Annotated in this window: 25 protein-coding genes; 12 read left to right on the top strand and 13 right to left on the bottom strand. The window is 69.2% G+C overall.

What is annotated here, in order from left to right; genetic code table 11:
* The first annotated feature begins 208 nt into the window (after window positions 1–208).
* Entirely contained in the window at window positions 209–1819 is a 1611-nt protein-coding gene (locus ABFX55_RS43160) for a trypsin-like serine peptidase (protein WP_346129359.1), read from the top strand.
* A gap of 200 nt (window positions 1820–2019) precedes the next feature.
* Window positions 2020–3561: a trypsin-like serine peptidase gene (locus ABFX55_RS43155; RefSeq protein WP_346129357.1), complete on the top strand. Its 1542-nt coding sequence runs from the start codon at window positions 2020–2022 to the stop codon at window positions 3559–3561.
* Between the two features lie 43 nt (window positions 3562–3604).
* Here the strand turns inward: ABFX55_RS43155 and ABFX55_RS43150 are convergent, their stop codons facing one another.
* From ABFX55_RS43150 to ABFX55_RS43140, 3 genes are all read right to left on the bottom strand, one after another.
* Complete coding sequence (locus ABFX55_RS43150; RefSeq protein ID WP_346129356.1) at window positions 3605–4399, bottom strand: hypothetical protein; 795 nt, start codon at window positions 4397–4399, stop codon at window positions 3605–3607.
* Between the two features lie 166 nt (window positions 4400–4565).
* Window positions 4566–5924, bottom strand: a complete 1359-nt coding sequence (locus ABFX55_RS43145; RefSeq protein ID WP_346129354.1) for an NsdA family TPR-like regulatory protein — start codon at window positions 5922–5924, stop codon at window positions 4566–4568.
* 133 nt (window positions 5925–6057) lie between these two features.
* Window positions 6058–7248 (bottom strand): NAD(P)-dependent malic enzyme, encoded by a 1191-nt coding sequence (locus ABFX55_RS43140; protein ID WP_346129353.1) that lies wholly within the window; start codon window positions 7246–7248, stop codon window positions 6058–6060.
* A gap of 154 nt (window positions 7249–7402) precedes the next feature.
* Here ABFX55_RS43140 and ABFX55_RS43135 point away from each other — a divergent pair, with 154 nt between their 5' ends.
* Window positions 7403–7819, top strand: coding sequence for a CGNR zinc finger domain-containing protein (locus ABFX55_RS43135; protein WP_346129351.1), 417 nt, complete (start codon window positions 7403–7405; stop codon window positions 7817–7819).
* On the opposite strand, the gene ABFX55_RS43130 is transcribed toward ABFX55_RS43135, so the two are convergent.
* Window positions 7789–8085, bottom strand: a complete 297-nt coding sequence (locus tag ABFX55_RS43130; protein ID WP_346129350.1) for a S24 family peptidase — start codon at window positions 8083–8085, stop codon at window positions 7789–7791. The two genes, ABFX55_RS43135 and ABFX55_RS43130, sit on opposite strands and share 31 nt — an antisense overlap.
* 75 nt (window positions 8086–8160) lie before the next feature.
* Here ABFX55_RS43130 and sodN point away from each other — a divergent pair, with 75 nt between their 5' ends.
* From sodN to ABFX55_RS43115, 3 genes are all read left to right on the top strand, one after another.
* Window positions 8161–8562 carry a superoxide dismutase, Ni gene (gene sodN / locus ABFX55_RS43125; RefSeq protein WP_221241347.1) on the top strand — a complete coding sequence of 134 codons (402 nt, stop codon included), beginning with the start codon at window positions 8161–8163 and terminating at the stop codon, window positions 8560–8562.
* 119 nt (window positions 8563–8681) lie between these two features.
* Complete coding sequence (locus ABFX55_RS43120; protein WP_183655876.1) at window positions 8682–9092, top strand: ATP-binding protein; 411 nt, start codon at window positions 8682–8684, stop codon at window positions 9090–9092.
* 17 nt (window positions 9093–9109) lie between these two features.
* Window positions 9110–9889, top strand: a complete 780-nt coding sequence (locus ABFX55_RS43115; protein WP_183655874.1) for an RNA polymerase sigma factor SigF — start codon at window positions 9110–9112, stop codon at window positions 9887–9889.
* Here the strand turns inward: ABFX55_RS43115 and ABFX55_RS43110 are convergent.
* Window positions 9886–10260, bottom strand: a complete 375-nt coding sequence (locus ABFX55_RS43110; RefSeq protein ID WP_346129348.1) for a hypothetical protein — start codon at window positions 10258–10260, stop codon at window positions 9886–9888. The two genes, ABFX55_RS43115 and ABFX55_RS43110, sit on opposite strands and share 4 nt — an antisense overlap.
* Window positions 10261–10515: 255 nt before the next feature.
* Here ABFX55_RS43110 and ABFX55_RS43105 point away from each other — a divergent pair, with 255 nt between their 5' ends.
* Window positions 10516–11451: a diacylglycerol/lipid kinase family protein gene (locus ABFX55_RS43105; RefSeq protein WP_346129346.1), complete on the top strand. Its 936-nt coding sequence runs from the start codon at window positions 10516–10518 to the stop codon at window positions 11449–11451.
* 279 nt (window positions 11452–11730) lie between these two features.
* Window positions 11731–11985 carry a WhiB family transcriptional regulator gene (locus ABFX55_RS43100; protein ID WP_183655868.1) on the top strand — a complete coding sequence of 85 codons (255 nt, stop codon included), beginning with the start codon at window positions 11731–11733 and terminating at the stop codon, window positions 11983–11985.
* Window positions 11986–12065: 80 nt separating this feature from the next.
* Here the strand turns inward: ABFX55_RS43100 and ABFX55_RS43095 are convergent, their stop codons facing one another.
* Entirely contained in the window at window positions 12066–13577 is a 1512-nt protein-coding gene (locus ABFX55_RS43095; protein ID WP_346129344.1) for a sensor histidine kinase, read from the bottom strand.
* A gap of 381 nt (window positions 13578–13958) precedes the next feature.
* Between ABFX55_RS43095 and ABFX55_RS43090 the strand changes: the two genes are divergently transcribed.
* Window positions 13959–14678: a GntR family transcriptional regulator gene (locus ABFX55_RS43090; protein WP_192777799.1), complete on the top strand. Its 720-nt coding sequence runs from the start codon at window positions 13959–13961 to the stop codon at window positions 14676–14678.
* Between the two features lie 4 nt (window positions 14679–14682).
* On the opposite strand, the gene ABFX55_RS43085 is transcribed toward ABFX55_RS43090, so the two are convergent.
* Window positions 14683–15294, bottom strand: a complete 612-nt coding sequence (locus ABFX55_RS43085; RefSeq protein ID WP_346129342.1) for a hypothetical protein — start codon at window positions 15292–15294, stop codon at window positions 14683–14685.
* 74 nt (window positions 15295–15368) lie between these two features.
* Here ABFX55_RS43085 and ABFX55_RS43080 point away from each other — a divergent pair, with 74 nt between their 5' ends.
* Complete coding sequence (locus ABFX55_RS43080; protein WP_346129340.1) at window positions 15369–16142, top strand: SAM-dependent methyltransferase; 774 nt, start codon at window positions 15369–15371, stop codon at window positions 16140–16142.
* Between the two features lie 44 nt (window positions 16143–16186).
* A complete protein-coding gene (locus ABFX55_RS43075; protein WP_346129338.1) occupies window positions 16187–17833 on the top strand; it encodes an acetolactate synthase in 1647 nt (548 codons plus the stop codon).
* Window positions 17834–17849: 16 nt separating this feature from the next.
* Here ABFX55_RS43075 and ABFX55_RS43070 read toward each other — a convergent pair whose 3' ends face one another.
* Complete coding sequence (locus ABFX55_RS43070) at window positions 17850–19436, bottom strand: serine/threonine-protein kinase (RefSeq protein ID WP_346129336.1); 1587 nt, start codon at window positions 19434–19436, stop codon at window positions 17850–17852.
* A gap of 230 nt (window positions 19437–19666) precedes the next feature.
* Here ABFX55_RS43070 and ABFX55_RS43065 point away from each other — a divergent pair, with 230 nt between their 5' ends.
* The gene (locus tag ABFX55_RS43065) at window positions 19667–20044 is read left to right on the top strand and encodes a thioesterase family protein (RefSeq protein WP_346129334.1); all 378 of its coding nucleotides are present in this window, start codon (window positions 19667–19669) and stop codon (window positions 20042–20044) included.
* A 9-nt stretch (window positions 20045–20053) separates the two neighbouring features.
* Here ABFX55_RS43065 and ABFX55_RS43060 read toward each other — a convergent pair whose 3' ends face one another.
* The 5 genes from ABFX55_RS43060 to ABFX55_RS43040 form a co-directional block, all read right to left on the bottom strand.
* On the bottom strand, window positions 20054–20266 hold the full coding sequence (locus tag ABFX55_RS43060; protein WP_318782025.1) for a biotin/lipoyl-binding carrier protein: 213 nt from the start codon (window positions 20264–20266) through the stop codon (window positions 20054–20056).
* A gap of 38 nt (window positions 20267–20304) precedes the next feature.
* Window positions 20305–21666 carry an acetyl-CoA carboxylase biotin carboxylase subunit gene (locus ABFX55_RS43055; RefSeq protein ID WP_346129332.1) on the bottom strand — a complete coding sequence of 454 codons (1362 nt, stop codon included), beginning with the start codon at window positions 21664–21666 and terminating at the stop codon, window positions 20305–20307.
* 122 nt (window positions 21667–21788) lie between these two features.
* On the bottom strand, window positions 21789–23054 hold the full coding sequence (locus tag ABFX55_RS43050) for an HD-GYP domain-containing protein (RefSeq protein ID WP_346129330.1): 1266 nt from the start codon (window positions 23052–23054) through the stop codon (window positions 21789–21791).
* Between the two features lie 67 nt (window positions 23055–23121).
* Complete coding sequence (locus ABFX55_RS43045; RefSeq protein ID WP_346129328.1) at window positions 23122–24477, bottom strand: HD-GYP domain-containing protein; 1356 nt, start codon at window positions 24475–24477, stop codon at window positions 23122–23124.
* Between the two features lie 177 nt (window positions 24478–24654).
* Window positions 24655–25323 carry an NAD-dependent epimerase/dehydratase family protein gene (locus ABFX55_RS43040; protein WP_346129327.1) on the bottom strand — a complete coding sequence of 223 codons (669 nt, stop codon included), beginning with the start codon at window positions 25321–25323 and terminating at the stop codon, window positions 24655–24657.
* Window positions 25324–25330: the final 7 nt, after the last annotated feature.

Here is a 25330-nt window from a genome sequence, read left to right as displayed (position 1 = left end):
GATCTGCGGAAACATCACCCGCGCACCCCTTCGCACCAAACACGCGCTTCGGCCACTCAAACATCACAGAACGATCACGCCCGACTTGTGCGGCCTTTTCCCGCCAAAGCGGCTTCCTGTTTCCAAGATCGGCACTGTATGTTCCTGGCTATCCCTTTACTGACGCCTGGGGCGCAAGAGGCGCCCCACGACAGCGCAAGGAGTTACCTTGAAGCGCATCCTCCTCCCCGCTGGTGGTGCCGTTCTGGCCACCGGTCTGCTGGCTGCCGGCCTCGCTGGCACCGCCTCGGCCACCCCGGCTCCGACTGACGAGTACCTCGCCAAGAGCGCTCAGCAGGTCGCGGACATCATCGACTTCTGGACGAAGTCCGACAACGCCGCCCTGAAGTCGGCCACGGCCTACCACTGGGACTACAAGGAAGTTAAGAAGCTCGTCCAGAAGGGCGGGTACGTCGCCGACACCAAGCCGGGCGTCGTCGCCCCGATTGGCGAGGAGAAGAAGGTCGCGGCCAAGGTTCACAACGTGAACGTGCCGAAGACCATCGGTAAGGTCTTCTTCGAGGGCCGCGACGGCAAGCTGTACTGGTGCACCGGTACGTCGATCCAGAGCAACTACAAGAACCTGGTTTCGACCGCTGGTCACTGCGTGTACGACCTTGCTGGCAACGACGAGGTCGTGTCCCGCTGGGTCTTCGTCCCGGCTTACTACCAGGGCAAGGCTCCTTACGGCCTCTACGTCGGCAAGCAGGCCTTCACGCACTACGACTTCTCGATCTACGAGGACTTCGACCGCGACTACGCGTTCGTGACCGTCTACAACGGCATTGGCGGCGGCGCTTCCAAGGCCAGCCAGGTCACCAAGGGCGAGTTCGACAAGCACGTCGGTCCGAAGTGGGTTGACGAGAAGGACATCACGGCTGCGGAGTACTCCGCGGGCGTCGACAAGTACGGCGAGAACGGCCCGTTCAAGTCGAAGGCTGTCGACCCCAAGGTCGAGACCGTCGCCAAGCCTGACGACGTCAAGACCGGCGAGGACGCGAAGAAGTACCAGGACGCGGACGGCCACAACGGCGTCAAGCTGGTTGGCGTCGAGGTCACCAAGGGTCAGTACACCGCTGCCCCCGACGGCCTGGACAACAACGCCAAGTACCTCGGCCTGACCGGCAGCCCGCTGTCGATCAGCAAGGAAGAGTACGACCAGCTGTCCGCCGCCAAGGCTGACGGCAAGTTCCTGGGCGAGCTGACCGTCACCAAGGACGCGAACGGCAACGCCACGGCTTGGTTCAAGCAGCAGTTCTACATCAAGAAGTGGGTCAAGGCCACCGCGCAGACCCGCTACTGGGTGGAGACCTACTACGTCGCGGACGTCAAGTTCGTCGACAACGGCCGCCTCGGCGACGTCGTCGGTGGCCAGGGCTTCGCGTACAACCAGCCCACCGGCAAGTACGTCCGCACCTTCGGCTACCCCTACGCCGAGCACCCCGACGGCTCCAAGCCGTACACCGGTGTCACGGTGAAGAACTGCTACGGCAAGACCAGCGCCAAGCTGGTCGGCTCGGCCGCCAAGAAGATCGAGGAGCACGTGGCGCTGAAGTGCGCCATGACCCCCGGTGCTGACGGTGGCCCGTGGCTGCTCAAGTACAGCAACGCCAAGCGTCTCGGCTACGTGAACGGTGTCACCAGCACCTTCAACGACCAGGACAGCAACGACCGCGTTGACTACATCTCCAGCCCGTACTTCGACGGTGAGACCAACACCGTTTACAAGGCGGCTGCGAACACGGCTTCGGGCCCGATGTTCCCGTTCCCCAAGCCGTAACACGTCAACGTTGAGCTGGGGGTCCAAACCCCAACTCATCTGCTTCATCCGAAGGGCTCGGCATCTGCCGGGCCCTTCGGCCTTTTCCAGGGACAACAGCGCGATGCCTGGAGCAAACCCTCAGGAAAGATCCCTTACGGGAGAGACGCGAGGGTCGGTAGGGTCTTAACACCCTTTTTGCTGATTTGTGGAGCCCCCCGTTGAAGCGCCTGCTCATCCCCCTTGCCGCTGCCGGTCTGACCGCCGCCGCGCTGGCCGCACCCGCCGCCGCCGCCCCCAGCTGGGTCACCGACCCGCTGGCCCCCAAGCCCGCTGACGCCTACAGCACCGCCAAGTTCTGGCTGAACGCCAACGGCGCCGCGCTCAGGAAGGCCACGCAGTACCACTGGGACTCCAAGGACGTCACCAAGCTGGTCAAGGTCAGCGCCGACCAGCCCGATGACGGCAAGCCCGGCATCGTCGCCCCCACCGGGGCCGCCAAGACCGGCGGCAAGGTGAAGAACGTCAACCTGCCCAGGACCCTCGGCAAGGTCTTCTTCGTCGACCGCAAGGGCGAGTACCGCTGGTGCTCGGCCACCTCGATCCAGTCGAGGCACCGCAACCTCGTGGCCACCGCCGGGCACTGCGTCTACGAGCACGGGCGTGACGTCTTCGCCAAGTGGGTCTTCGTCCCCGGGTACTACCAGGGCAAGGCACCCTTCGGCGTCTTCTCCGGCGCGTACGCCTTCACCACCTACGATCTCGACACCTACGACGACTACGACGGGGACTTCGCCTTCGTCGCGGTCCACAACGGGTTCGCCCTCACCGGCAGCCGCGAGGTCCCCAAGGGGGAGTTCGCCGACTGGGCCGGCGACAAGTGGGTCGAGCACGAGGAGATCAAGGAAGACGAGTACAAGACCGGCTTCGAGAAGTACGGCGCCGCGGGGCCGTACTGGTCGAAGGACTTCGACGTCACCCCCGAGAAGGTCGGCCACGACTACAAGGGCGAGAAGACCCTCACCAAGGTCGAGGTGACCGAGAAGGAATACGGCGACGCCGCCCCCAGCACCACGGCCAACGTCAACGGCGAGCAGTACGAGAAGGTCGGCCCGACGCCCATCAGCAAGGAGAAGTACCAGGAGCTGACCAAGCTCAAGGCCGACGGCAAGTTCCCCGGCAAGCTCCACGCCGAGGTCAGCAACGGCGCCGAGATCGCCTGGTACGAGAGCCACTACTACCTCAAGCAGTGGGTGAAGTCGGGCAAGACCGTCCGGTACTTCCGCGACCACTACATCATCGGCATGGCCAAGGACGCGGGGAAGCTCGGTGACGCCGTGGGCGGGCAGGGCATCGCGTGGAACCAGCCGACCGGGCAGCCCGTCTTCGTCTTCGGCTACCCCGCCGACCCGCACCCGGACGGCGACAAGCCGTACACCGGGGTCACCCCCAAGTACTGCTACGGCAAGACGGGCACGAAGACCTACCAGGTCAACTCGTTCAGGGTGGAGACCCACCAGGCCCTGAAGTGCTCGCTGACCGGCGGCTCGGACGGCGGCCCCTGGCTGCTGAAGTACAACAACAGCAAGCGCCTCGGCTACGTCAACGGCGTGACCAGCCTCTTCCACGACCAGGACGGCAACGACCGCGTGGACATGATCAGCTCGGCGTACTTCGACGGCGAGACCGCGGACGTCTACAACAAGGCGCAGTACGCGGAGACCAAGGCCGTCGTCGGCCCCAAGGGCGAGATTCTGCAGTAGAGACGTGCAACAGCGGCCCGGCTCGTCACGAGCCGGGCCGCTGTCATCTCGATCCGGGTGCGGCCTCGGGGAGAAGCTCATCGACGGAGTCGACCGAGATCGCCTGGATCAACCAATCCCGCAACTGCTCGGTGTCCATGCAGGCGCGCACGCGGGCAGCCACGTCGTCGGAGACCGTCATCCCCCGGGTCTCCAACACGCGCAGAACCGATTCCGCTCGTCCCTCGTTGAAGCCCCGGACCCAGTCCCGGAGGTACGTCATCAGATCGGCGCCTTCGGTTTCGACAGCGGCGTCGAGCGCCGCCACCAACGTCCGTTGCGCCTCGCCCGGGGCTTCCACGTAGAAGGCGGTGAAGCTGTCGGCCATGCGCCTCAGGGGCATCCACCAGGATTCGGCGGCCTGGCCGCCCAAGCCGGGCAGCATGGCAAGGACGATGGCCAACTCGGGGTGCTCGTAAGCCGACAAGGACGAGAGGCCGCCGGAGGCGAACACCCGAGGTCGCAGCTCATAGCCGTGGAATCCGGTGACGATGGGTTCCGCCGCCCATGCCGCGACCTGGTCATCCGGGCAGAGCACGACTAGGTTCACCGCACACCGGTAGTCCAACCAGAGCTCGGCGACCTGTCGAGCCCACGACTCGCGTCGAGAAGGTGCCTCGCTCATCTGCATCGCGAGAAGGACGACCTGCGCCGGCTCCTCCTTCGGCCCCAGACAGATCACCGCCCCCTCGGGTCGCCTCAGGATGACTTCCACTGAGTCAGCCGCCGGCGCATCGTCCACGCAAGCATTCACGACCGCCACCGGACGAGCCAGCAACAAGTCGAGCACGATCGACATGTCACGCTACGTTACGCCAAACATCCAGCGAGTGTCGGTCGCACGTTGGCATTGCTGCTGATCACAACACGCGCCGACAGCCACCCGGTCGCATGCGCCGTGGACCCGCATGCGCTTCGGGACCAACGACGTCACAGGCAGATCTCTGCCACGCCTTCGATCATGTTCAGACCGGCATCAGGTCCTTGACGCGTTCGTTCAGCTCTATCACGGAGGGCTCCGAGCGGTAGGGCTCCAGCCTGCGGCGTAGGTCCGAGGCGTACGAGCGGGTGCGGACCGACTGCAGCTCGCCCGCCAACGCCAGCGCCTCCGTGGCCGTGCTGCAGGCCTCCTCCAGCTCTCCGCACTGCAACAGCCCGGCCGCCAGCAGCGAGAGGTTGAACATCCGCCCGCGCACGTAACGCCCGTCCATCTCCAGCGATCTGCGGGCCAGCCGGACGGTCCGCTCGCCCTCGCCCAGGTCTCTGAAGCAGTGGGCGAACTTCGCCGACAGGTACGCCTCGTCGAAGTAGGACAGCCAGCTCGGCTCGTTGCCCTCGCTCCTGCGCTCGAAGGCGCGTTCGGCGGCGTTGAGCGAGCTCGCGCAGGAGGTCGTGTCGCCGAGGCCCGCGTGGGCGTGGGCCTCCAGGACGTGGCAGGAGGCCATGAGGGTGTCGATGCCCGACCTGCCCGCCGACTGCTGGGCGGCGCGGGCCAGATCGAGGGCGTGGGCCGGCTGGCCCATGTAGAGGGCCTGGTGGCTCATCCCTGCCAGGATCTCGCCGCCCAGGCCCTCGTCGCCGCCGCCACGGGCCAGGCGCAGCGCCTGGATGAGGTAGCGCTGGGCCAGACCGTGCTGCTCGAGGTCGTAGGCCATCCAGCCGGCCAGCCTGGTGAGCTCGGCGGCGGCTGAGGCCAGGCGCCTGCCGGTGGCATCGCCGTACGAGCCCTCTCGGAGCAGCGGTGTGACCGCTGTGTCGAGGTACTTGACGACGGCGGAGCGCACGCGGCCGCCGCCGAACCTGTTGTCGAGTTCCCCGAAGGAGCGGGTGACCTCGTGGATGGCGGCGATGTCGGCCAGGCCGACCCTGCGCCCGCCCGTCCCGGTCGGCTCATTCTCCTGGGGGAACGTCAGCCACCGGATGGCCCCTACCGACCCTGCCCCTATCGCGAAGGTGGAGTCGAGCAGAAACCTGCGTCGCTCCACGTCCGCCCGCCACAGTGCTGTCACTGTCGCGACTCCCTCCCGCCACGTGTGAGTGAACTCCTGCCCGAGGTGGAGGGGAGTAGTGATGGCCGGCATGCCGAGATCCTCCGGCGAAACCCTGCGGCCGAGACGGAGGGCGAAGATCTCCGTGAGTAGGCAGGGAACCGGGTCCCTGGGCCGCTGACCACCGATCCAGCGCAGCACGGAACTGTGGTCGTACTTCAGGCCCGGAGTGCCGCGGGCGGCACCCAGATCATTCAGCCTGCGGGCCAGCCCCTTGTGGGAGAAGCCCGCCTCGGCGATGAGGGCCTGAAGCGGCCGGTTGACCTCACGTTCCATGGGCTCCCCCTCAGCGGAGAGTCGCACGTCATTACAGAGCGTTCAAGTTGTAGCACGCAAGGTAACTCGTACGATGCCGTTCCTCAAAGGAAGGGCAAACTTCTCCGCTGAGAGATCGTCACACCGGTGGCGGTCAGAGCCTGGCGACGCCGTCCAGCCGTGCCTGCGCCGACACCGCGGCGATGACGGCGGGAGCGACACGGGGATCGAACGGGCTGGGGATGACGTAGTCCTCGCTCAGCCCCTCACCGACCACGTCGGCCAGCGCCGAGGCGGCGGCCACCTTCATGTTCTCGGTGATGGTCGTGGCGCGGACGTCGAGCGCCCCCTTGAAGACGCCGGGGAAGGCGAGCACGTTGTTGATCTGGTTGGGGAAGTCGGAGCGTCCCGTGGCCACGACCCGCGCGTAACGGGCGGCCACGGCCGGGTGCACCTCGGGGTCGGGGTTGGACAGCGCGAACACGATCGAGTCGGGCGCCATCGAGGCGATCGCCTCCTCGGGCACCGTCGAGCCCGACAGCCCGACGAACACGTCGGCGCCCTCGAGCGCGGCGGCGGTCGAGCCGGTGAAGCCCGACCTGTTGGTGTCGGCCGCCAGGGCCTCCTTGTAGGGGTTGAGCCCTGAGCGCCCTGAATAGATCATGCCCTTGGAGTCGGACACCGCGATGTCGCCGATGCCCGCGTTCAGCAGCATGCGGGTGACGGCGACGCCTGAGGCGCCCGCCCCCGCGACGACCGCCCGCAGCGCGGAGAGCGGCCGGCCGGTGAGCCTCGCGGCGTTCTTGAGCGCGGCGAGGACGACGATCGCCGTGCCGTGCTGGTCGTCGTGGAAGACGGGGATGTCGAGGAGGGCGCGCAGCCTGTCCTCGACCTCGAAGCAGCGCGGCGCGCTGATGTCCTCGAGGTTGATGCCGCCGAAGGACGGCGCGAGCCTGGCGACCGTCTCGACGATCGCGTCGACGTCGGTGCAGTCGATGCAGAGGGGCACCGCGTCGACGCCGGCGAACTCCTTGAACAGCAGCGCCTTGCCCTCCATGACGGGCATGGCCGCCGAGGGGCCGATGTCGCCGAGGCCGAGGACGGCGGTGCCGTCGGAGACGACGGCCACCACGTTGGAGACCCAGGTGTAGTCCCTGGCCAGCTCGGGGGATTCGGCGATGGCGGAGCAGACCTTGGCGACCCCCGGCGTGTAGGCGAGGGAGAGGTCGTCGGCGTTGCGGACGGGGATGGTGGAGCGGACTTCGAGCTTGCCACCGCGGTGGAGGGCGAAGGCCGGATCCAGGTCGAGGGATTCGAGAGATGCAGAAGCGGGCGTGACAGCCACAGCGACCCCAGTAGTTCATCGGAAACGGACACGAACCAGACGCGGCACGAGAGGTGTCGTACGCAGGGCGTCTTCGTGAGGGGGTACGGGGGTCACCCGTTTTTTGATTCTGCCACATACTGAGACGCGGCCATGTGTAAGGAGTGTTAACAGGTTGGATCTGACCTCATACGCGGAGTTGGCCGTCCTGCTGGTCAACGGCGAGCTGCCGGACGAGGGCGACCTGCGCGCCGAGCTGACGACCGTCTTCGCTCACGCCGCGGGCGGCAGGGAACGGGAGGCCGTCGAGTTGCTCAACGACCTGCTCGCGCGACATCCGGTCAGCCCGCAGATCTCGGGGCACGACGGGCAGCGCTGGCACCTGCACCTGGCGGAGGGCGGCGTGGTGATGGGCCTGGCCGCGGTGGTGACCGAGCTCGGCGTGGACAGGCTGGGCGTCTGCCAGGCCGCGCGGTGCTCGCGGGTGTTCGTCGACACCTCGTCCAACCGCTCGCGCCGCTACTGCTCCGAGCGCTGCGCCAGCAGGGCGAACGTGGCCGCCTACCGGGCGCGGCGCAGGAGCGGCCAGTAGCGCAGCACGACCGTGCCGACGATGTCGGCGACGGGCCCGAAGTCCCAGCTGTCCCTGCGTCCTGAGGCGCGCTGGTTGTCGCTCTCCAGCCACCAGCCCTCGGCGCCGTGCCACTGGGCCCTCTTGACGATCAGCTGGGCCGGGTCGCCGGGCAGCCTGGCCACGACGAGGTCGCCCGGCTGGACCCTTGCGCCACGCCGTACCAGGAGCCAGTCCCCCGGCAGGAGCGCGGGACGCATGGAGTCGCCTTCGACACGTACCCTCATGGGCTCATGATCTCCCTACGCGAGTAAGGTCGGTAACCGGACCAAGCTGATACAGCATCAAGGAAGGACTTTCTGATGCTCGCACGACTGCTACGACCCAAGCACGTCGCTTCCGCGCACTGCGACCTGCCCTGCGGTGTCTACGACCCCGCCCAGGCGCGGATCGAGGCCGAGTCGGTCAAGGCGATCATGGAGAAGTACGCAGGCAACGAGGACCCGGTCTTCCGCTCCCGCGCCCTCACCATCAAGGAGGAGCGCGCCGAGCTGGTCAAGCACCACCTGTGGGTGCTCTGGACCGACTACTTCAAGCCCCCGCACCTGGAGACCTACCCGCAGCTGCACCAGCTGTTCTGGGAGGCCACCAAGCTCGCGGGCGCGGCCGGCGGCAAGGGCACTGTCGACGTGAACAAGGCCGACGAGCTGCTCGGTAAGATCGACGAGATCTCCAAGATCTTCTGGGAGACGAAGGCGGCCTGAACCGTCAAGGAAGGGCCCCGCGGTCGCGGGGCCTTTTTCGTTGGTTGGCGCGTCTGAATCCGCCAATCGGGTCCCGGTGGCGGTAAGTTGCAGAGAGCGTCCTATACGCGAGGAGGAACGTGACCGAGGACACCGAGGCGCGCGTGATTCGTGACGTGGTGAGCGTCAGGCTGCCCGCCGCGAGCGCGTACCTGTCCGTGCTCCGTACGGCTACTGCCGGCCTGGCCGCACGGCTTGACTTCACGCTCGACGAGATCGAGGACCTGCGCATCGCCGTCGACGAGGCCTGCGCCATGCTGCTGAACGAAGCCGTGCCCGGCACCGACCTGACAGCCGAGTTCGAGCTGACAGGGCAGGAGATGCAGGTCAGGGTGGAGGTCGCGACCGTGGGCAGCTCCGCGCCCAAACGCGATGACTTCGCGTGGATGGTGCTGACGGCCTTGGCCGACGACGTGGACGCGGTGACCGATTCCCCCGACCGCATGGCGATCGTCCTGCGTAAGCGCCGAGGCGCGGCGAGGCCGGCGTGACGGAAAGGACTGGAGCCATGGCCGCCAGCGACCACGCCGTGCCCGACAGGGTGCGCGCCCGCATGCTCTTCGCCGAGCTGGCCGAGCTGGGCCCGGAAGAGCCGCGCAGGCAGCGCATCAGGGACGAACTGGTCGAGCTTCATCTTCCCCTGGTGGAATACCTGGCCCGGCGCTTCCGCAACAGGGGCGAGTGGCTCGACGACCTGACCCAGGTCGCCACCATCGGCCTGATCAAGTCGATCGACAGGTTCGACCTGGCGCGCGGGGTGGAGTTCTCCACCTACGCGACGCCGACCATCGTCGGCGAGATCAAGCGGCACTTCCGTGACAAGGGCTGGGCCGTGCGCGTGCCGCGCAGGCTGCAGGAGCTCAAGCTGTCGCTGACCAAGGCGATCAGCGAGCTGTCGCAGCGTGAGGGGCGCGCGCCGACCGTGGCCGAGCTGGCGGCGTTCCTGAAGATGACCGAGGAAGAGGTGCTCGAGGGTCTGGAGTCGGCCAACGCCTACTCCACGGTCTCCCTCGACGCCCCCGACTCGGGCGACGACGACGCGCCCGCCGTGTCCGACTCGCTGGGCATCGTCGACGAGTCGCTCGAGGGGGTGGAGTACCGCGAGTCGCTCAAGCCGCTGCTCGAACGGCTGCCTCCGCGCGAGAAGCGCATCCTGCTGCTGCGCTTCTTCGGCAACATGACGCAGTCGCAGATCGCCACCGAGCTCGGCATCTCGCAGATGCACGTCTCACGCCTGCTGGCCCGCACGCTCGCTCAGCTGCGCGAGGGGCTGACGGCCGAGGACTAGTCGCCGTACAACGCCTTGGTGGTCGGCGGCGCGAGCAGTGTGCCGAGGCCCGCGATCGCGGCGGCCAGCAGTGGCACGCCGATCGCGGGCCAGCCCGACTGCATCACCGTGATCGACACGGGGATCAGGAAGATCTGGGTCAGCACGCCGGGCGCCCTGCCCCACCGTTCGGCCCTCAGCAGGCCGCCCACGGCGACCCAGATCAACCCCGCTCCGATGAGCAGCCCGAACGCGGCCTCGGCGAGCGCGGCGGTGGTCTCCGTGGCCTCACCGGCCAGCGTGCCGACAAGGGCGTAGACCCCGAGCCCGAGCGCCACCAGTCCCTCGGCCGCCACGATCCCAGCGGCGGCCACCAAGCTCCAAGGGCGCATGCTTCTTCATTCCTCTTGTACGGCATAAGCGGGCTCAAGGCCACCGTCGCTCACCGGTGACCGACCGTCCTCCACGCTACTCCAGCAGGACTCCGGCCGGTCGCCGTCACGTCAGGGCGCCCCCATCATCCCGGCCCCTGCCCTCGCCCTCTCCACCGGGCGGCCAAGACGGATGAAGACCCGAAAATGCGACACGCGCCCCTCTGGGCCGCTATACGGACAAGGCGGACATGGATCATTGGCTACGCTGGCCGTATGCGCGCGATGCTCCTGGTCAACCCCAAGGCGACGACGACGAATCGCCGCACGCGTGACGTGCTCATCCGCGCGCTGGGCGCCGCCGTCGACCTGACCGTCGAGGAGACGCGCTACAGGGGGCACGCCGCGGCGCTGGCCCGCACCGCTCACACCAAGGGCTACGACACCGTGGCGGTGCTCGGCGGCGACGGCACAGTGAACGAGACCGTCAACGGCCTGCTCAACGCCGGCGGCAGGGCCGAACGCCCCGCGCTCATCGTGATCCCCGGAGGCAGCGCGAACGTCTTCGCCCGCGCCCTGGGCCTGCCCAACGACCCCATCGAGGCCACGGGCGCGACCCTGGAGGCCCTGCGCGAGGATCGCCGCAGGGCCGTCGGTCTGGGCCAGGCCCTCTGGGAGGGTGAGAGCCGCTACTTCACCTTCTGCGCGGGCATGGGCTACGACGCCGAGGTCATCCGCGCGGTGGAGGGCCTGCGCGGCGCGGGCCGCAAGGCGACCCCCGCCCGCTATGTGAACACCGCTGTGCGCCACTATCTGGCCACCGACAAGCGCCACGCCGCGATGACCGTGAAGGGGCCGGGCATCCCCGCGGCCGAGGGCGTCTTCATGGCGATCATCTCCAACACCTCACCGTGGACCTACGTGGGCTCGCGTCCGGTCGAGCCGACCCCGTGGGCGAGCTTCGAGACCGGGCTCGACCTGCTCGGGCTCCAGCGCATGGGGCTGCCCTCGATGACCTCGATCATCCGACAGATCCTCACGGAGCGTGACACCCTTCCGCGGGGCAGGCACCTCGTCCAGCTCCACGACGAGGCCGAGTTCACCCTCTCCGCCGAGCGTCCCGTCGCCTTTCAGCTCGACGGTGACTACCTGGGCGAACGTGAGTCCGTAACGTTCCGGTCTGTCCCGGATGCGTTACAAGTTCTGGTCTAGACGGTTACATTCGGTCATTGTGTGATGCATCCGACATCCATATCCGCCAAAACTTAGCGCCAAACCTCTTGCGTGTACTCAGCGTGGCTGGAAGTCTCATCACTGACGTCGGAACGTAGGACCTTTAACTACCCCGAGGCCCTACCGGCGGGGCGCGGGCACTCCCCCCGGATCCACACAGGATCACGGGAAAATGCTCGCGCTAGTTAGTGAAAGTCTTCACAAAGTAGACCCGCACGGAGCCGGGCACAGCGGCTCCATCTACGAAGGAGTGGACGCATGGACTGGCGCCACCGAGCTGCCTGCCGTGACGTGGACCCTGAGCTGTTCTTCCCGATCGGCAACACGGGCCCCGCGCTCATGCAGATCGAAGAGGCCAAGCAGGTCTGCCGTTCCTGTTCGGCCGTCGACTCGTGCCTGAAGTGGGCTCTGGAGTCCGGCCAGGACGCCGGCGTCTGGGGCGGTCTCAGCGAGGACGAGCGCCGCGCCCTCAAGCGCCGCAACGCCCGCGCCCGCGCCCGCGCCACCGCCTGACCGCACCACCCCGACGACGCCTGGCGAGGGAGCCGTTCCCGCCAGGCAGGTGACCCCGCGGGGTCACCGCATCGCAGCGGTCACGAGGTGGGCAACGGGATCGACAGCGTGACCTCGGTCCCGCCCCCATGACGCGGCTCGATGGTCAGCTTGCCCGACAGCTCTCCCTCCACGAGTGTGCGCACGATCTGCAGACCGAGACTGGTGGTGCTGTCCAGATCGAAGTCGGCGGGCAGCCCGCGCCCGTCGTCCCACACCACGACGTTCAGCCTGTCGCCTCTGGCCTCGACGACGACCTGCAGCCGCCGGGGCCTGCCGTGCTGCAGGGCGTTCTGCAGCAGCTCGGTCAGCGCCATCGCCAGCGGGGTCGCGACGATCGAGGGAAGCACCCCGAACGTGCCGACCCTTCGCGGCGTCACCGCCGCCTCCGGCGCCGACACCTCCCCCGCCATCGCGATGACCCTGTCGGCGATCTCGTCGAAGTCGGCGAACTCCTCCGGCGCCATCGACAGCGTCTCGTGCACGATGGCGATCGAGCCGACCCGCCGTACGGCCTCTTCGAGCGCCTCGCGCCCCTCGGGCACCTGAAGGCGGCGCGCCTGCAGGCGCAGCAGGGCCGCGACGGTCTGCAGGTTGTTCTTGACGCGGTGGTGGATCTCGCGGATCGTGGCGTCCTTGGTCATCAGCTCGCGCTCGCGCCTGCGCAGCTCGGTGACGTCGCGGATGAGCACCAGGGCGCCGATGCGCCCACCGCCGACGATCAGCGGGATCGCCCTGAGCTGCACGATCGTGCCGCCCGACTCGACCTCGGTCTCCTTGGCCGCCCGCCCGCTCGCCACGATCATGAGATCTTCGTTGATCGGCTCGTCTGAGTAGCAGAGAGCGGCGGTCAGCCTGCCGAGCTCGGCGCCCACCAGGTCGGCGTGCAGGCCGAGTCGCCGGTAGGCCGACAGCGCGTTCGGCGAGGCGTAGGTCACCCTGCCGGCGCGGTCGAGCCTGAGCAGGCCGTCGCCGACCCGGGGCGAGCGGACCAGGATCGGCTCCTCGCCCGAGAAGGGGAAGCGCCCCTCCGCCACCATCTGGGCCAGGTCGGAAGCGCTCTGCAGGTAGGTGAGCTCCAGGCGGGAGGGCGTGCGGGCCGACGACAGGTTGGTCGAACGCTGGATGACGCCGAGGAAGCGGCCTTCGCCGTTGGGCAGCGCCCGCCGTACCGGGATGGTCTCCTCGCGGACCGGCACCCCTGTCGACCAGTCGGGGTCGCCCTCGCGGCAGATGCGCCGCTCGTTCCACGCGGTGTCGATCAGTTGCCGCTCGCCCTTGGCCGCGACGGTGCCGACGATGTCGTCGTGATAGACGGTCGGGCCGGTGGTGGGACGCATCTGCGCGATCGCGATCCAGCCCTGGTCCCCGCCCGCGCCCGGTTCGTCGAGAACCTTCGGGCCCCTGCGCTCCAGCAGCGGCGCCCAGAGGATGAGGTCGGCGAACGACAGGTCGGCCAGCAGCTGCCAGTCGGAGACAAGCGAGTGCAGCCAGTCGAGGTCCGCCGCGTCGAGCGCGGTGTGGCGGACGACCAGGTCGCTGAGAGTCGGCACGAGTGCATCATGCGTGCTTTCCGCCCTAACAACCAACTCGCAGGCCGCGCGAAGGTACGACAGGGCGAGTTTTGGGGCATCTCACATTGTGAGAACCGTCACACCGCACGGCTGTCCCCGCGCCCAGGAGGTGGTCGCCACGGCCCTCACAGCGGACTCGGTTGCCGTCGCACGTGCGGCGATGGATATCCTTCACAATCAGCCCGAGCTGCCCGGATACGCGCGCGATGGGACGAGCACGCCCTGCGGGCTCGACCGGCACGCCCGCATACCCGCGCACCGCACTTGCCTGCGGTTGACCGCTCGGGCCAATCTGAGTTCCGATGATCTCGCGGTGATCAGACACGCCCTCACCGCCGTGGCTGGAGTGAAGGTGAGAGCGTGACAGAAGAACCCCCTCGCGTACCCAAGTACTACGACGTCAAACGGAGCCTGCTGGAGCTCACCAAGAGCCTGACGCCCGGCAGTTCGCTGCCGCCCGAGCGCACGCTGGCCGTGCGCTTCGAGACGTCGCGTACCACCGTCCGCCAGGCGCTCACGGAGCTGGTGGTCGAGGGCAGGCTGGTACGCATCCAGGGGAAGGGCACCTTCGTCGCCCAGCCGAAGGTCGCCCAGGTGCTGCAGCTCACCTCCTACATCGGCGACCTGCGCACCGCGGGCCTGGAGCCGGACACCAAGATCCTCGACATCAGCTACATCACGGCCGACGAGGCGCTGGCGCGACGGCTGGCGATCAACCCCGGTGGCAGGGTGCTGCGAATCCACCGGCTCAGGCTGGCCAACGGCGAGCCCGTCTCGATCGACACCACGCATCTGTCGGCCAGGCGCTTCCCCCGGCTGCGGCGCGAGCTCGAGGTCCACTCCTCCCTCTACGAGACGCTGCACAACGCCTACAGCGTGCGGCTGACGGACGCCGAGGAGGTCATCGAGACCGTGCTGGCGACGCCGTACGACGCCCAGATGCTCGGCGTCGACGTCGGCCTGCCGATGCTCCTGCTCACCCGGCACGCCTTCGACGCCGACGGCAACCCGGTCGAGTGGGCGCAGTCCCTCTACAGGGGCGACAGGTACAAGTTCGTCACCAGGCTGCGCCGCCCCTAGCGGATCAGGTGTTCTGGCACTGGGCCTCGGGCAGCCAGCACACCTTCCTGGACATCTCCCTGGCGTCCTTGAGCAGTGTCTTGAACTCGCCCATCGGCAGCGAAGGGGTCGGCCACGCGGTCTCGGTGTAGACCATGATCGCCGCACCCCTGCGCACCGCCACCTGCCGCAGGCCGCCCTCCCAGTAGCGGGCCCCCGCCCGCACGGCCTCGTCGCCCAGGGCGAGCGGCTTGCTGTAGTAGCTGATGCGCTCGATGCCGTTGCCGCGCGAGGCGCAGCGCTTCAGCTCGGCCCGCATGGCGTCCATCGCCGCGCGAGCGCCCGACTCGTCCTGGTAGAGGGCGACCTGCTCGCCGCCGATCTCGATCTCCTGCTGCCGGTAGACGGTCCTGGCCGCCACGCGGCCCTTCTCGACGCCCCCGCGCTTGGACCAGTAGCTGTCGTGGCAGGCGTCGAGCATGAGTGGAGTCGAGGCCCTGTCCGACACCTCCCAGATGTCCCAGCCGCTCGACCGGCCCTCCCACAGCAGGAAGCCCTTCGGCAGACTGGTAGTGGCGCCGCCGAGCAGCGTGGCCGCGGCGGTCATCAGCGCCGCCCCCGTTGTCATCATCCCCATGCCTAGTAGACGCGACGATCCTTCATGAAGTTGGCGGCGTACCGTCACCGTCACTGGATCGCTAGGTTGTGCGCATGAGCGACATCGACACCAGCGTGCCGCATTCCGCCAGGATCTGGAACTACTGGCTCGGCGGCAAGGACAACTACGAGGTCGACAGGATCGCGGGCGAGGAGTTCCTGAAGATCTTCCCAGGGATGGCCATGGGCGCGCGCGCCTCCAGGGCGTTCCTGCGCAGGACGATCGCCTGGCTGGCCGCCGAGGCCGGCGTCAGGCAGTTCCTCGACATCGGCACCGGGCTGCCCACCGCCGACAACACCCACGAGATCGCCCAGCGGATCGCGCCGGAGTCGCGCGTCGTCTACGTCGACAACGACCCTCTCGTGCTGACCCACGCCCGCGCGCTGCTGGTGGGCGCGCCCGAGGGCGCCACCGACTACATCGACGCCGACGTGCGCGAGCCGGAGGTGATCCTCACCGCGGCCGCCAAGACGCTCGACTTCTCGAGGCCGATCGCGCTCAACCTGAGCGGGATCATGGGTCACGTGGCCGACGACGAGAGCGCGCTGTCGATCGTCCGCAGGCTGCTCGACGCGCTGCCCTCGGGCAGCTACCTGGCGCTCAACGACGGCACGAACGTGCACAGCGAGGCCAACAGGCAGGCGCACCAGCAGTACAACGAGAGCGGTGCGCTGCCCTACATCCAGCGCAGCCCCGAGCAGCTCGCCCGCTTCTTCGAGGGGCTGGAACTCGTGGAGCCAGGGCTGGTCTCGGTGACGCGGTGGCGGCCCGAGGGCATCACCCCTCCGGAGGTGGACGGCTACGGAGCGGTCGGACGCAAGCCGTGACGCATCCCTGTTTGGAACGCTGAGCGGCTGGTAGGTTCCGGGCCATGGACTCCGCGAAGCACGCCGGTGACGCCGCTGTCGCCGTCGCCAAGGCCTATGGCATCGAGACCATGTTCACCCTCTCGGGCGGGCACGTCTTCCCCCTCTACGACGGCGCGGTGCACGAGGGCATGCGCATCCTCGATGTCAGGCACGAGCAGAGCGCCGTGTTCGCCGCCGAGGCGACGGCCCGGCTGACCAGGAAGCCCGGCCTGGCCGTGCTCACCGCGGGCCCCGGCATCACCAACGGCGTCAGCGGCGTCGCCACGGCGCACTTCAACGGCTCGCCCGTCGTCGTCATGGGCGGCCGTGCGCCGCAGTCGCGCTGGGGCAGCGGCGCGCTGCAGGAGATGGACCACCCGCCCCTGCTCGAGCCGATCACCAAGCTCGCCTTCACCTCCTCGGGCGCCGACTCGATCGGCCAGGACGTCGAGATGGCCTTCCGCACGGCCGTCGCGCCGCACAGGGGCCCGGTCTTCGTGGACTTCTTCATGGACCACCTCTTCGCGCCCGCGCAGATGCACCAGGCCGAGACGCAGACGCCCTCGCCGTACGAGCCCGACCCCGACTCCCTGGCCCGCGTCGCCGGGCTGCTGGCCGAGGCCGAGCGACCCGTGGTCGTTCTCGGCTCCGACGTCTGGATGGACCGCGCGGAGGAGGCCGCCCGCGACTTCGTCGAGGCGTGGCGCCTGCCGGTCATCCCCAACGGCCAGGGCCGCGGCATCCTGCCCGCCGGCCACGAACTGCTCGTCACCCGCGCCCGCGGCCTCGCCTTCGGCAAGGCCGACCTGGTGATCGTCGTCGGCACCCCGCTCGACTTCCGCCTCGGCTACGGCTGGTTCGGCGGCAAGGAGGGTGCGCCGCTGGCGCGCGTCGTCCATCTCGCCGACGCGCCGTCCCAGCTGGCCACCCACATGCAGCCCGCCGCCTCCGCCGCGGGCGACCTGTCACTGGTCTTCTGGAGCCTCGCCACCGCCTGCGGCGACGCGGGCGTGAAGACGTCCCGCTACGCCTCGTGGCTCTCCACGCTCTCTGAGGCGGCCGCTGCGGCCGTTTCAGGCGACGCCGACCTGTTGAGTGCCGACAGCGATCCCATCCACCCCATGCGCGTCTACGGCGAGCTGGGCAAGGTGCTCGCCGACGACGCGGTCGTGATCGGCGACGGCGGCGACTTCGTCTCCTACGCGGGCAAGTACGTCGAGCCGCGACAGCCGGGCAACTGGCTCGACCCCGGGCCCTACGGCTGCCTCGGCACCGGCCTCGGCTACTCCATCGCCGCCCGGCTGGCCAGGCCGTCCTCACAGGTGGTGCTGCTGCTGGGCGACGGGGCCGCGGGCTTCTCACTGATGGACGTCGACACGCTCGTACGCCACAACCTGCCGGTGGTCATGGTGTGCGGCAACAACGGCATGTGGGGGCTGGAGAAGCACCCCATGCAGATGCTGTACGGCTACGACGTGGCCGCGGAGCTGCGGCCCGGAACGCGTTACGACCAGGTCGTGACCGCGCTCGGCGGCGGCGGCGAGCTGGTCACCAAGCCGTCGGAGATCGGGCCCGCGCTGAAGAGGGCGTTCGACTCGGGCGTGCCGTACATGGTGAACATCGCGACGGACCCGCAGGTCGCCTACCCCCGCAACACCACAGGGGTGTAGCAGGGGAAGGCGGTCCCTACTGCTTGGCGGTGATCGTCGGCGAGGGCGAGGTGCTCGGCGTCGGGCTGGTCGAGGGCGACGGGCTCGGCGACTTGCCCGGCGGGCAGATGTCGCTCACCACCGAGACGACCACCGTCTTGCCCTTCGCCAGCGGCTTGCCAGGCCCGGGCACCTGGCCGGACACCTTCTTGCAGCTGTCGGGCTCCATCACCATCACGGCCCTGACCCTGATCGTGTACCCGGAGGCCTGGACCTTCTTGGTCGCTTCCTCGATGAACATGTCGATCACGTTGGGCACGAGCGGCTGCTTCTGCGGAGTCTTCGTGGGCGTGGGCGAGGTCGTCGGCGTGACGGAGGGCTTCGGCGTCGTCACCCTGACGGTCGGCTCGGCGGTCTCGTCCTCGGTGGGGGAAGGCTCCTCCGTGGGCACGGTGGGCCTTGGCCTCGGTGGCTTGGTCGTCTTGGGCGGGGACGCCTTCGAGCTGACATCGCCCATGTCCGAGATGTGCACGGTCGGGCTCTTCTCGGCGTTCATGCCGGTCAGCGCCACCGCGCCCGCGCCTACGCCGAGCACGGCCACCGCCGCGATGCCCGCCACCAGCGCGCCCCTGCCGCCGGTCGCCTTGGCCGCCCTGCGCGTGCCACGGCGCGACCCCGGCGTGGTGACCGTGGTGTTCTCGGGCGGCTGCACGACCCCTGTCGAGGGCGAGGGCGCCATCGTGGCCCCCGTGACGGGCGCCAGGTCGGTGAGCGAGGGAGGCGAGCCCGCCTGCGCGGACTGCACGGCCTGCCTGGCCGCGGCCGCCATCGCCGAGGCGCTCGGGAAGCGGCGCAGGGGGTCCTTGGACAGCGCCCGCTCGACGACCGCCCTGACCGAGGGCGGGATCTCGGCGGGCAGCGGCGGCGGAGCCTCGCGGATGTGCTTGAGCGCGATGGTGACGGGGCTGTCGCCGTCGAAGGGGCGCACACCCACCAGGCACTCGTAGGCCACCACGCCGAGGGCGTAGATGTCGACGGCGGGCGTCACGGGGGCGCCCTCCGCCTGCTCGGGCGCGCAGTAGGCCGCGGTGCCGAGCACCATGCCCGCGTCGGTGAGCCTGTTGGCCACGTCCTGGCGGGCGATGCCGAAGTCGGTGATGACCAGCGTGCCGTCGCGCTGCACGAGCAGGTTGCCCGGCTTCACGTCGCGGTGGACGATCCCCTGGTCGTGGACGGCCTGCAACGCGGCGGCCGCCTGGGCGATCAGCTCCATGGCCGGTTCGGGAGCGATGCGCCCGAGGCGTTGCAGCAGTCTGTCGAGCGCCTCGCCGTCGACGAACTTCATGACCAGGTAGACGGTTGCCCCCGCGCCCGCCACCTGGTGCACACCGTAGTCGTAGACGTCGACGACCCCCGGATGGTTGACCGTCGCCATCGCTCGGGCCTCGCCCTGGAAGCGGGCGACGAATCCGGGGTCGTCCGTGCGGCCCGGAAGCAGCACCTTGACGGCGACGGTGCGGGCAAGGACGATGTCCTCGCCACGCCACACCTCGCCCATGCCGCCGGCGCCGATGCGGGTATCCAGGCGATATCGCCCCGCCAGCGTCGTCCCTTGGGCCACCATGTCTCCCCCGTTACCCCCTGTCGTCTGGAACCTCTCCCACCCCAGGGTTCTCCAACAAAGCGGATTTGTATCGCGGCGAGGTAACGCAGAGGTCACGGAATTCTGGAAGTGTAAGGCTTGTCCCTGTTTTCTCACCACAAAATTGGCGCAAGCTGTACAAACCTATCCTGGTGCCTTGCGGCCCTTCCTGTCCGTCCGATGGGCGAGATTCGATCAAGTAGCCTGGCGTCATGACGCTCGAGCCCGGACTCCGCTCCTCGATGCTCATCATGGTCGAGCGGTCGGACACCGCCGCCAAGGTGGGCAGCGGCGACGTGCCCGTGCTGGCGACGCCCAGGCTGCTGGCGCTGGCTGAGATGGTGACCACGCAGGCCGTCAGGAAGCATCTGGCGCCCGGCGAGACGTCTGTCGGCACCCGCGTCGAACTCGACCACCTGGCCGCCAGCCCCGTCGGCGCACACGTCGAGATCAGCGCCGAGCTGACCGCGGTGGACGGCAGGCGCCTGGTCTTCAGCTTCACCGCCCGCGATCGTGCCAAGCTCGTGGGCAAGGGCACGATCGAGCGGGTGGTCGTCGATCGGGAGAAGTTCCTCGGCCGGCTCTCCTGAGGCGAACGCTCAGGCGATGACGGCGATCAGGTCGCCTTCCTGCACCACGTCGCCTTCGGCCACCTTCAGCTGCGACACCACACCGTCGTCCTCGGCCAGGACGGGGATCTCCATCTTCATGGACTCCAGGATGACGAGCGTGTCGCCCTCCTCGACCGTGTCGCCCTCGGCGACGACGACCTTCCACACGTTCGCCACCATCTCGGCGTGCACCTCAGCCACGGGAACTCCCCTCTTTCAATGCCTCAACTGTGTCACGGTCACTTGGCGCGCATGCGGCCGACCAGGCCCGTGTCGTACTCGCCGCTGACGAACTCGGCGTTGCCGAGCAGCTCGGCGCAGAACGGCAGGTTGTTCTTCGGCCCTTCGACCTTGAACGCGTCCACCGCCTTCCTGCCCAGCTCGAGCGCTTCGGCGCGGCTCTGGCCGTACACGCAGAGCTTGGCCATCAGCGGGTCGTAGAACGGCGTGACCGTGGTGCCCGCAGCGTAGCCGGAATCGACGCGGACGCCGTCACCGGAGGGCTCCTCCCACACCGTGATCGCGCCGGGTCCGGGGAAGAAGCGCTTGGGGTCCTCCGCGTAGACGCGGAACTCGATCGCGTGACCCTCCACCTCGGGCCGCACCTCGGGGTTCTCCCCCGCGGCGACCCTGAGCTGCAGCTCCACCAGGTCGAGCCCGGTGACCAGCTCGGTGACGGGGTGTTCGACCTGCAGGCGGGTGTTCATCTCCAGGAACACGAAGTCCTGCTCGTCGGCGTCGACGAGGCACTCGACCGTGCCCGCGCCGAGGTAACCGACCGCCTCGCCCGCCTTCACGGCGGCGGCGAGCATGCGCTCGCGCAGCTCCTGCGTGACGCCGGGCGACGGCGACTCCTCCACGACCTTCTGGTGGCGGCGCTGCACCGAGCAGTCGCGCTCGCCCAGCGCCAGGACGGTGCCGTCGGGCAGGCCGAGGATCTGCACCTCGACGTGGCGGGCGCGCTCGATGTAGCGCTCGAGAAGGACGGCGGGCCCGTCGAGCACGTCGCCGCTGGCGAAGCGCGCGGCGGCCCTCGCGGCCTGCTCGAACGCCTTGGTCAGCCCTTCGGCGTCGTGAGCCACGCTCATGCCGATGCCACCGCCGCCGCCCGCGGTCTTGACCATGACCGGGTAGCCGATCTCCTCGGCCCGCGCCCGCGCCTGCTCCAGGTCGGTGACAGGCTCGCGGGTGCCCGCGGCGACGGGCACGCCCGCCCGCTCCATCAGGTTGCGGGCGTTGATCTTGTCGCCCATCCGCTCGATCGCCTCGGGGGCGGGACCGATCCAGATCAGGCCGGCGTTCACGACGGCCCTGGCGAAGGCGGCGTTCTCCGCGAGGAAGCCGTAGCCGGGGTGGATGGCCTTCGCTCCGGTCGCGCGCGCCGCCTCGAGCACCTTGTCGACGTCGAGATAGCTCTGCGCGGGGTTGGCGGGGCCGAGCAGCACGGCCTCGTCGGCCTCGGTGACGAAGGGCAGATCGGCGTCGGCCTCGGAGTGGACCGCGACGGCTCGCAGCCCCAGCCGCTGGACCGTGCGGATGATCCGCCTCGCGATCTCCCCTCGGTTGGCGATCAGGACGGTTCCGAGCGTCTCATTAAGCACGACGCCCACCCTATGATCGCCGCCTGTCCGACCCTTTCCCTCGAAACCACCGATCCGGACAGTTCGTCTTGTAGGAAGTCCACAAAAGTGAGCGGGGAAACGCCGCGAGGAGCATCCCCCGCCTAGAGACGATGCACCGGGGCGAGCCTGTCGACGACGCGGGCCATCGCCTCGATCACCGCCGGGTCGTACTCGCCGCCGATGCCGAGCCTCAGCCGCTCCAGAGCCGCCCCCGCCCTGTCGCGGTCGGTGGACCCGCCGACGAGGTCGTCGTAGGCGTTGGCGGCCTTGATGATCCTGCTCGACATCGGCGGGTCCTCGGCGATCGAGTCGCACTGCCTCCTGACCAGCTCGGCGACCCTGTCGAGCACGCCCGTCTGCCTGATCACGGCCGCGCCCAGCTCGGCGATGCGCCGCGCCTGCTCGGGATCGGTGAGGACGGTCGCCCCTCCGGGGATGGGATCGCGCAGGGACAGCTGGCCGATGTCGTGCATCAGCGCCGCGTACTCGAGCTCCAGCAGTTCGGGCTCGGCCATGCCGAGCTCCCTGCCGATCGCGACGGCCAACCTGCTCACCCTGCGCGAGTGGCCGGGCTCGACGTATCCCCCGACCTCGGTCACCCTCGACAGGGCGCGCACGGTCTGCAGGTAGGTCGCGCGGATGCCCGCGTACTTGCGGAAGGCGACCTGGGTGACCAGCAGCGGCGCGGCGAACACCAGCAGCGCCATCAGGTCCATGCTGTGGCAGGCGAGCGCGAGCAGCACCCCGGAGGCGGCCACGGCCGCGCCCAGCGGGAACGCCATCCTGATCTCGTCCCTGACCGCGACCTTGAACGCGGTGCGCACCTGCTCGGCTCGCAGCATCGCCGCGATGAGCACGTCGGCCAGCAGGGCGATCGCGATCAGCGCCACCATGACGACCAGCGCGGGCCACCAGGTCTTCGTCGGCTCCTGGGTCAGGGTGTAGAGAGTGCCGGCCAGCGGCCTGAAGGCGAAGGCCAGCAGCGCGCCGGTGAGCAGCCTCCTGGCCATCGCGTCGAGCCTGGGCGGGCGGCCCACGGCCAGATGCGGCAGCGCCCCCGCGATCATCCCGACCGCGATCACGGCGACCACCTGCAGCGCGGTGTGCTCGAGCTGGACGTCGCTGAGGTCGAGCAGCAGCGTGTAGCCGAGCGCGGCGGCCGCGCCGATGGGCGCGACCTCCCTGTTGCCCGGCATCGTGAGCCGCGCGAGCTCCCCGATCGCGATGAGCGCGCCGAAGCCCACCGCGATGTCGGGCCTGACCAGGCCGACGGCGCCGGTGTGGGCCACGCCGGCGACGGCCACCAGCCCCGCCGCGGCGATCAGCAGCAGCTGCCCCGAGTCGAGCCCCTGGAAGACCCGGTTCACCGCCGCACGCCCTCGGCACCGGGGGTGCTCGGCGCCGCCTCGGGCACCGGCCTGCCGATCGGGGTCGTCATGAGCCGCCCACCACTTCGATCGGCATCGTCGGGTCGTCGTGGTCCTTGGTCGTGGTCTCGGTCTCGTCGGAAGGCGGCGGCGAGGCCTTGCGCGGCGGCTGCCACGGCTCGCGCTCCAGCGCGCGCACGAAGGCCGCCACCATCTCGGGGTCGAACTGCGAACCGGCCCCCTTGTGCAGCTCGGCCACCGCCACCTCGACGGGACGCGCGCCCCTGTAGGAGCGGTCGGAGGTCATCGAGTCGAAGGCGTCGGCGACCGCGATGACCCGCGCGAACTCGGGGATCTCGTCGCCCGCCAGCCCCATCGGATAGCCCCTGCCGTCGTGGCGCTCGTGGTGGTGCATGATGCCCGCGAAGGCCTCGTCGAGGAAGTCGATGCCGCGCACGATCTCCAGCCCCCGCATCGGGTGCAGCTGGATCGCCGCGAACTCCTCCTCGGTGAGCGGCCCGTCCTTCTGCAGCACCTTCGTGGGCACGCCGAGCTTGCCCACGTCGTGCAGCATGCCCGCGTAGCGGATGGCCCTCAGCCGCTCCGCGCCCATGCCGATCTCCTGGGCGATCATCGTGGAGGCCAGCGACACCCTGGTGCAGTGGCCGCGGGTGTAGTAGTCCTTGGTCTCGACCGCCTGGCAGAGCGCGGCGATCGTGGCGTCGTAGGAGCGCTGCTGGGCGTGGTACTGCCCGAAGGCCCAGCGGGCGATGAAGAGCGGCAGCAGCACCAGCACGGCCGAGATCGAGGCCACGGTCGCCCACAGCCCCGCCACCAGCAGCCCGAAGGTGGCGTAGCCGAAGTAGGACAGCAGGAACTGCGCCATGCCCCTGGCGGGCATCCGCTCGGCGCGCTCGGTGCTCGCCAGGCGCACCATGGTCAGTGTCAGGGCGATGTTGAGTGGGACGAACAGCGCGGCCGCCACCGCGTAGGGGCCGACGAGCGCCTCGAAGTCGTTGACCTCTGGCACGCCCGTGACGCCGCCGAAGAACTCGTAGACCTTGCCCGAGGCGTAACCGCAGATCGCGAACTGGGCCCCGTTGAAAAGCCTTTTCACCAGCGGCAGGCCTGGCCGTACGCTCACGACGGCGGTCAGGCCGACGATCGCGGCGCCCTCTGGCCCCACCAGCACCACGGCGGCGAGCGCGGCCGAGAAGCTGACGGAGACGGCGAACTGCTCCACGTTGAGCAGTGTCGGCATCGACTCGCAGACCAGGAACAGCAGTGCGAGAACGAGCAGTGTGCCGTACTCGCCGACGCCGGCGAGCTGTCCCGGCACGACGACGATGTTGCCGACCAGAGCGGCCGCCGCGCCGATGACGACGACCAGGTAGGCCTTCGCAGGCCACGGCAGTCCACGCATGGCGCCCTCGCGACCCTCAGGTCCAGGAGACGCCTGGAGGGGCGGCGTCAACGCCCTCGACCAGGGGAATCACCGGAACGGCCAGTGCTTTCAACGTGCGCATGGGGCTCACGCTACAGAAGACGTCCGGCGACAGGGGGCCGACGCGGGAATCGCAAGCAAAGCGTAATCAAGCAACTACCTGCGGCGACTCCGGACCCACTCCACTGTCCCCTTCAGGCCAGTTGACAGCTCGGTCTGCGGCCGCCAGCCGAGACCCTCCCGCGCGGGAGCCGGATCGACGGCCATCGCCGGCAGGTCACCGAGCCGCGCGGGCGCGAATCCGGGGTCGTCGGGCACCCCCGCCGCCTCGGCGACGAGCGTGTGCAGCTCGCGGTCGGTGGTCTGGAGGCCGGTGCCGAGGTTGAACCGCCGCCCGCCGCCCGCCTCGCCGCACGCCCTGACGAAGCCGTCCACGACGTCGGCGACGTAGACGTAGTCGCGGGTCTGGTCGCCTTCGCCGTACAGCACGGTCGGCGCGCCCGACAGGAGCGCGTCGGTGAAGATGGCCACCACGCCCGCCTCGCCGGCCGGCGACTGGCGCGGGCCGTAGACGTTGGAGAGCACCAGCGTGGTGTAGTCGATGCCGTGCAGCGCCCTGAAGGCGGCCAGGTAGGTCTCGCCGCTGAGCTTGGAGGCCGCGTACGGCGAGCGGGGGTCGGTGGCCGCGTCGCCTGGCACGGGGATGACGCCCGGCCTGCCGTACACCGCGACGGAGGAGGCGAAGACCACCTTGCGCGCGCCACCGCTGTGGGCGGCGGTCAGCACCGAGGCGGTGCCCTCGACGTTGACGCGGGCGTCGTGCACGGGCGCC

This window comes from Nonomuraea roseola, assembly GCF_039535395.1.
GTDB lineage: Bacteria > Actinomycetota > Actinomycetes > Streptosporangiales > Streptosporangiaceae > Nonomuraea > Nonomuraea roseola.
The sequence above is the reverse complement of the archived record's forward strand: the minus strand, read 5'-3'. Positions and strand labels throughout refer to the sequence as shown.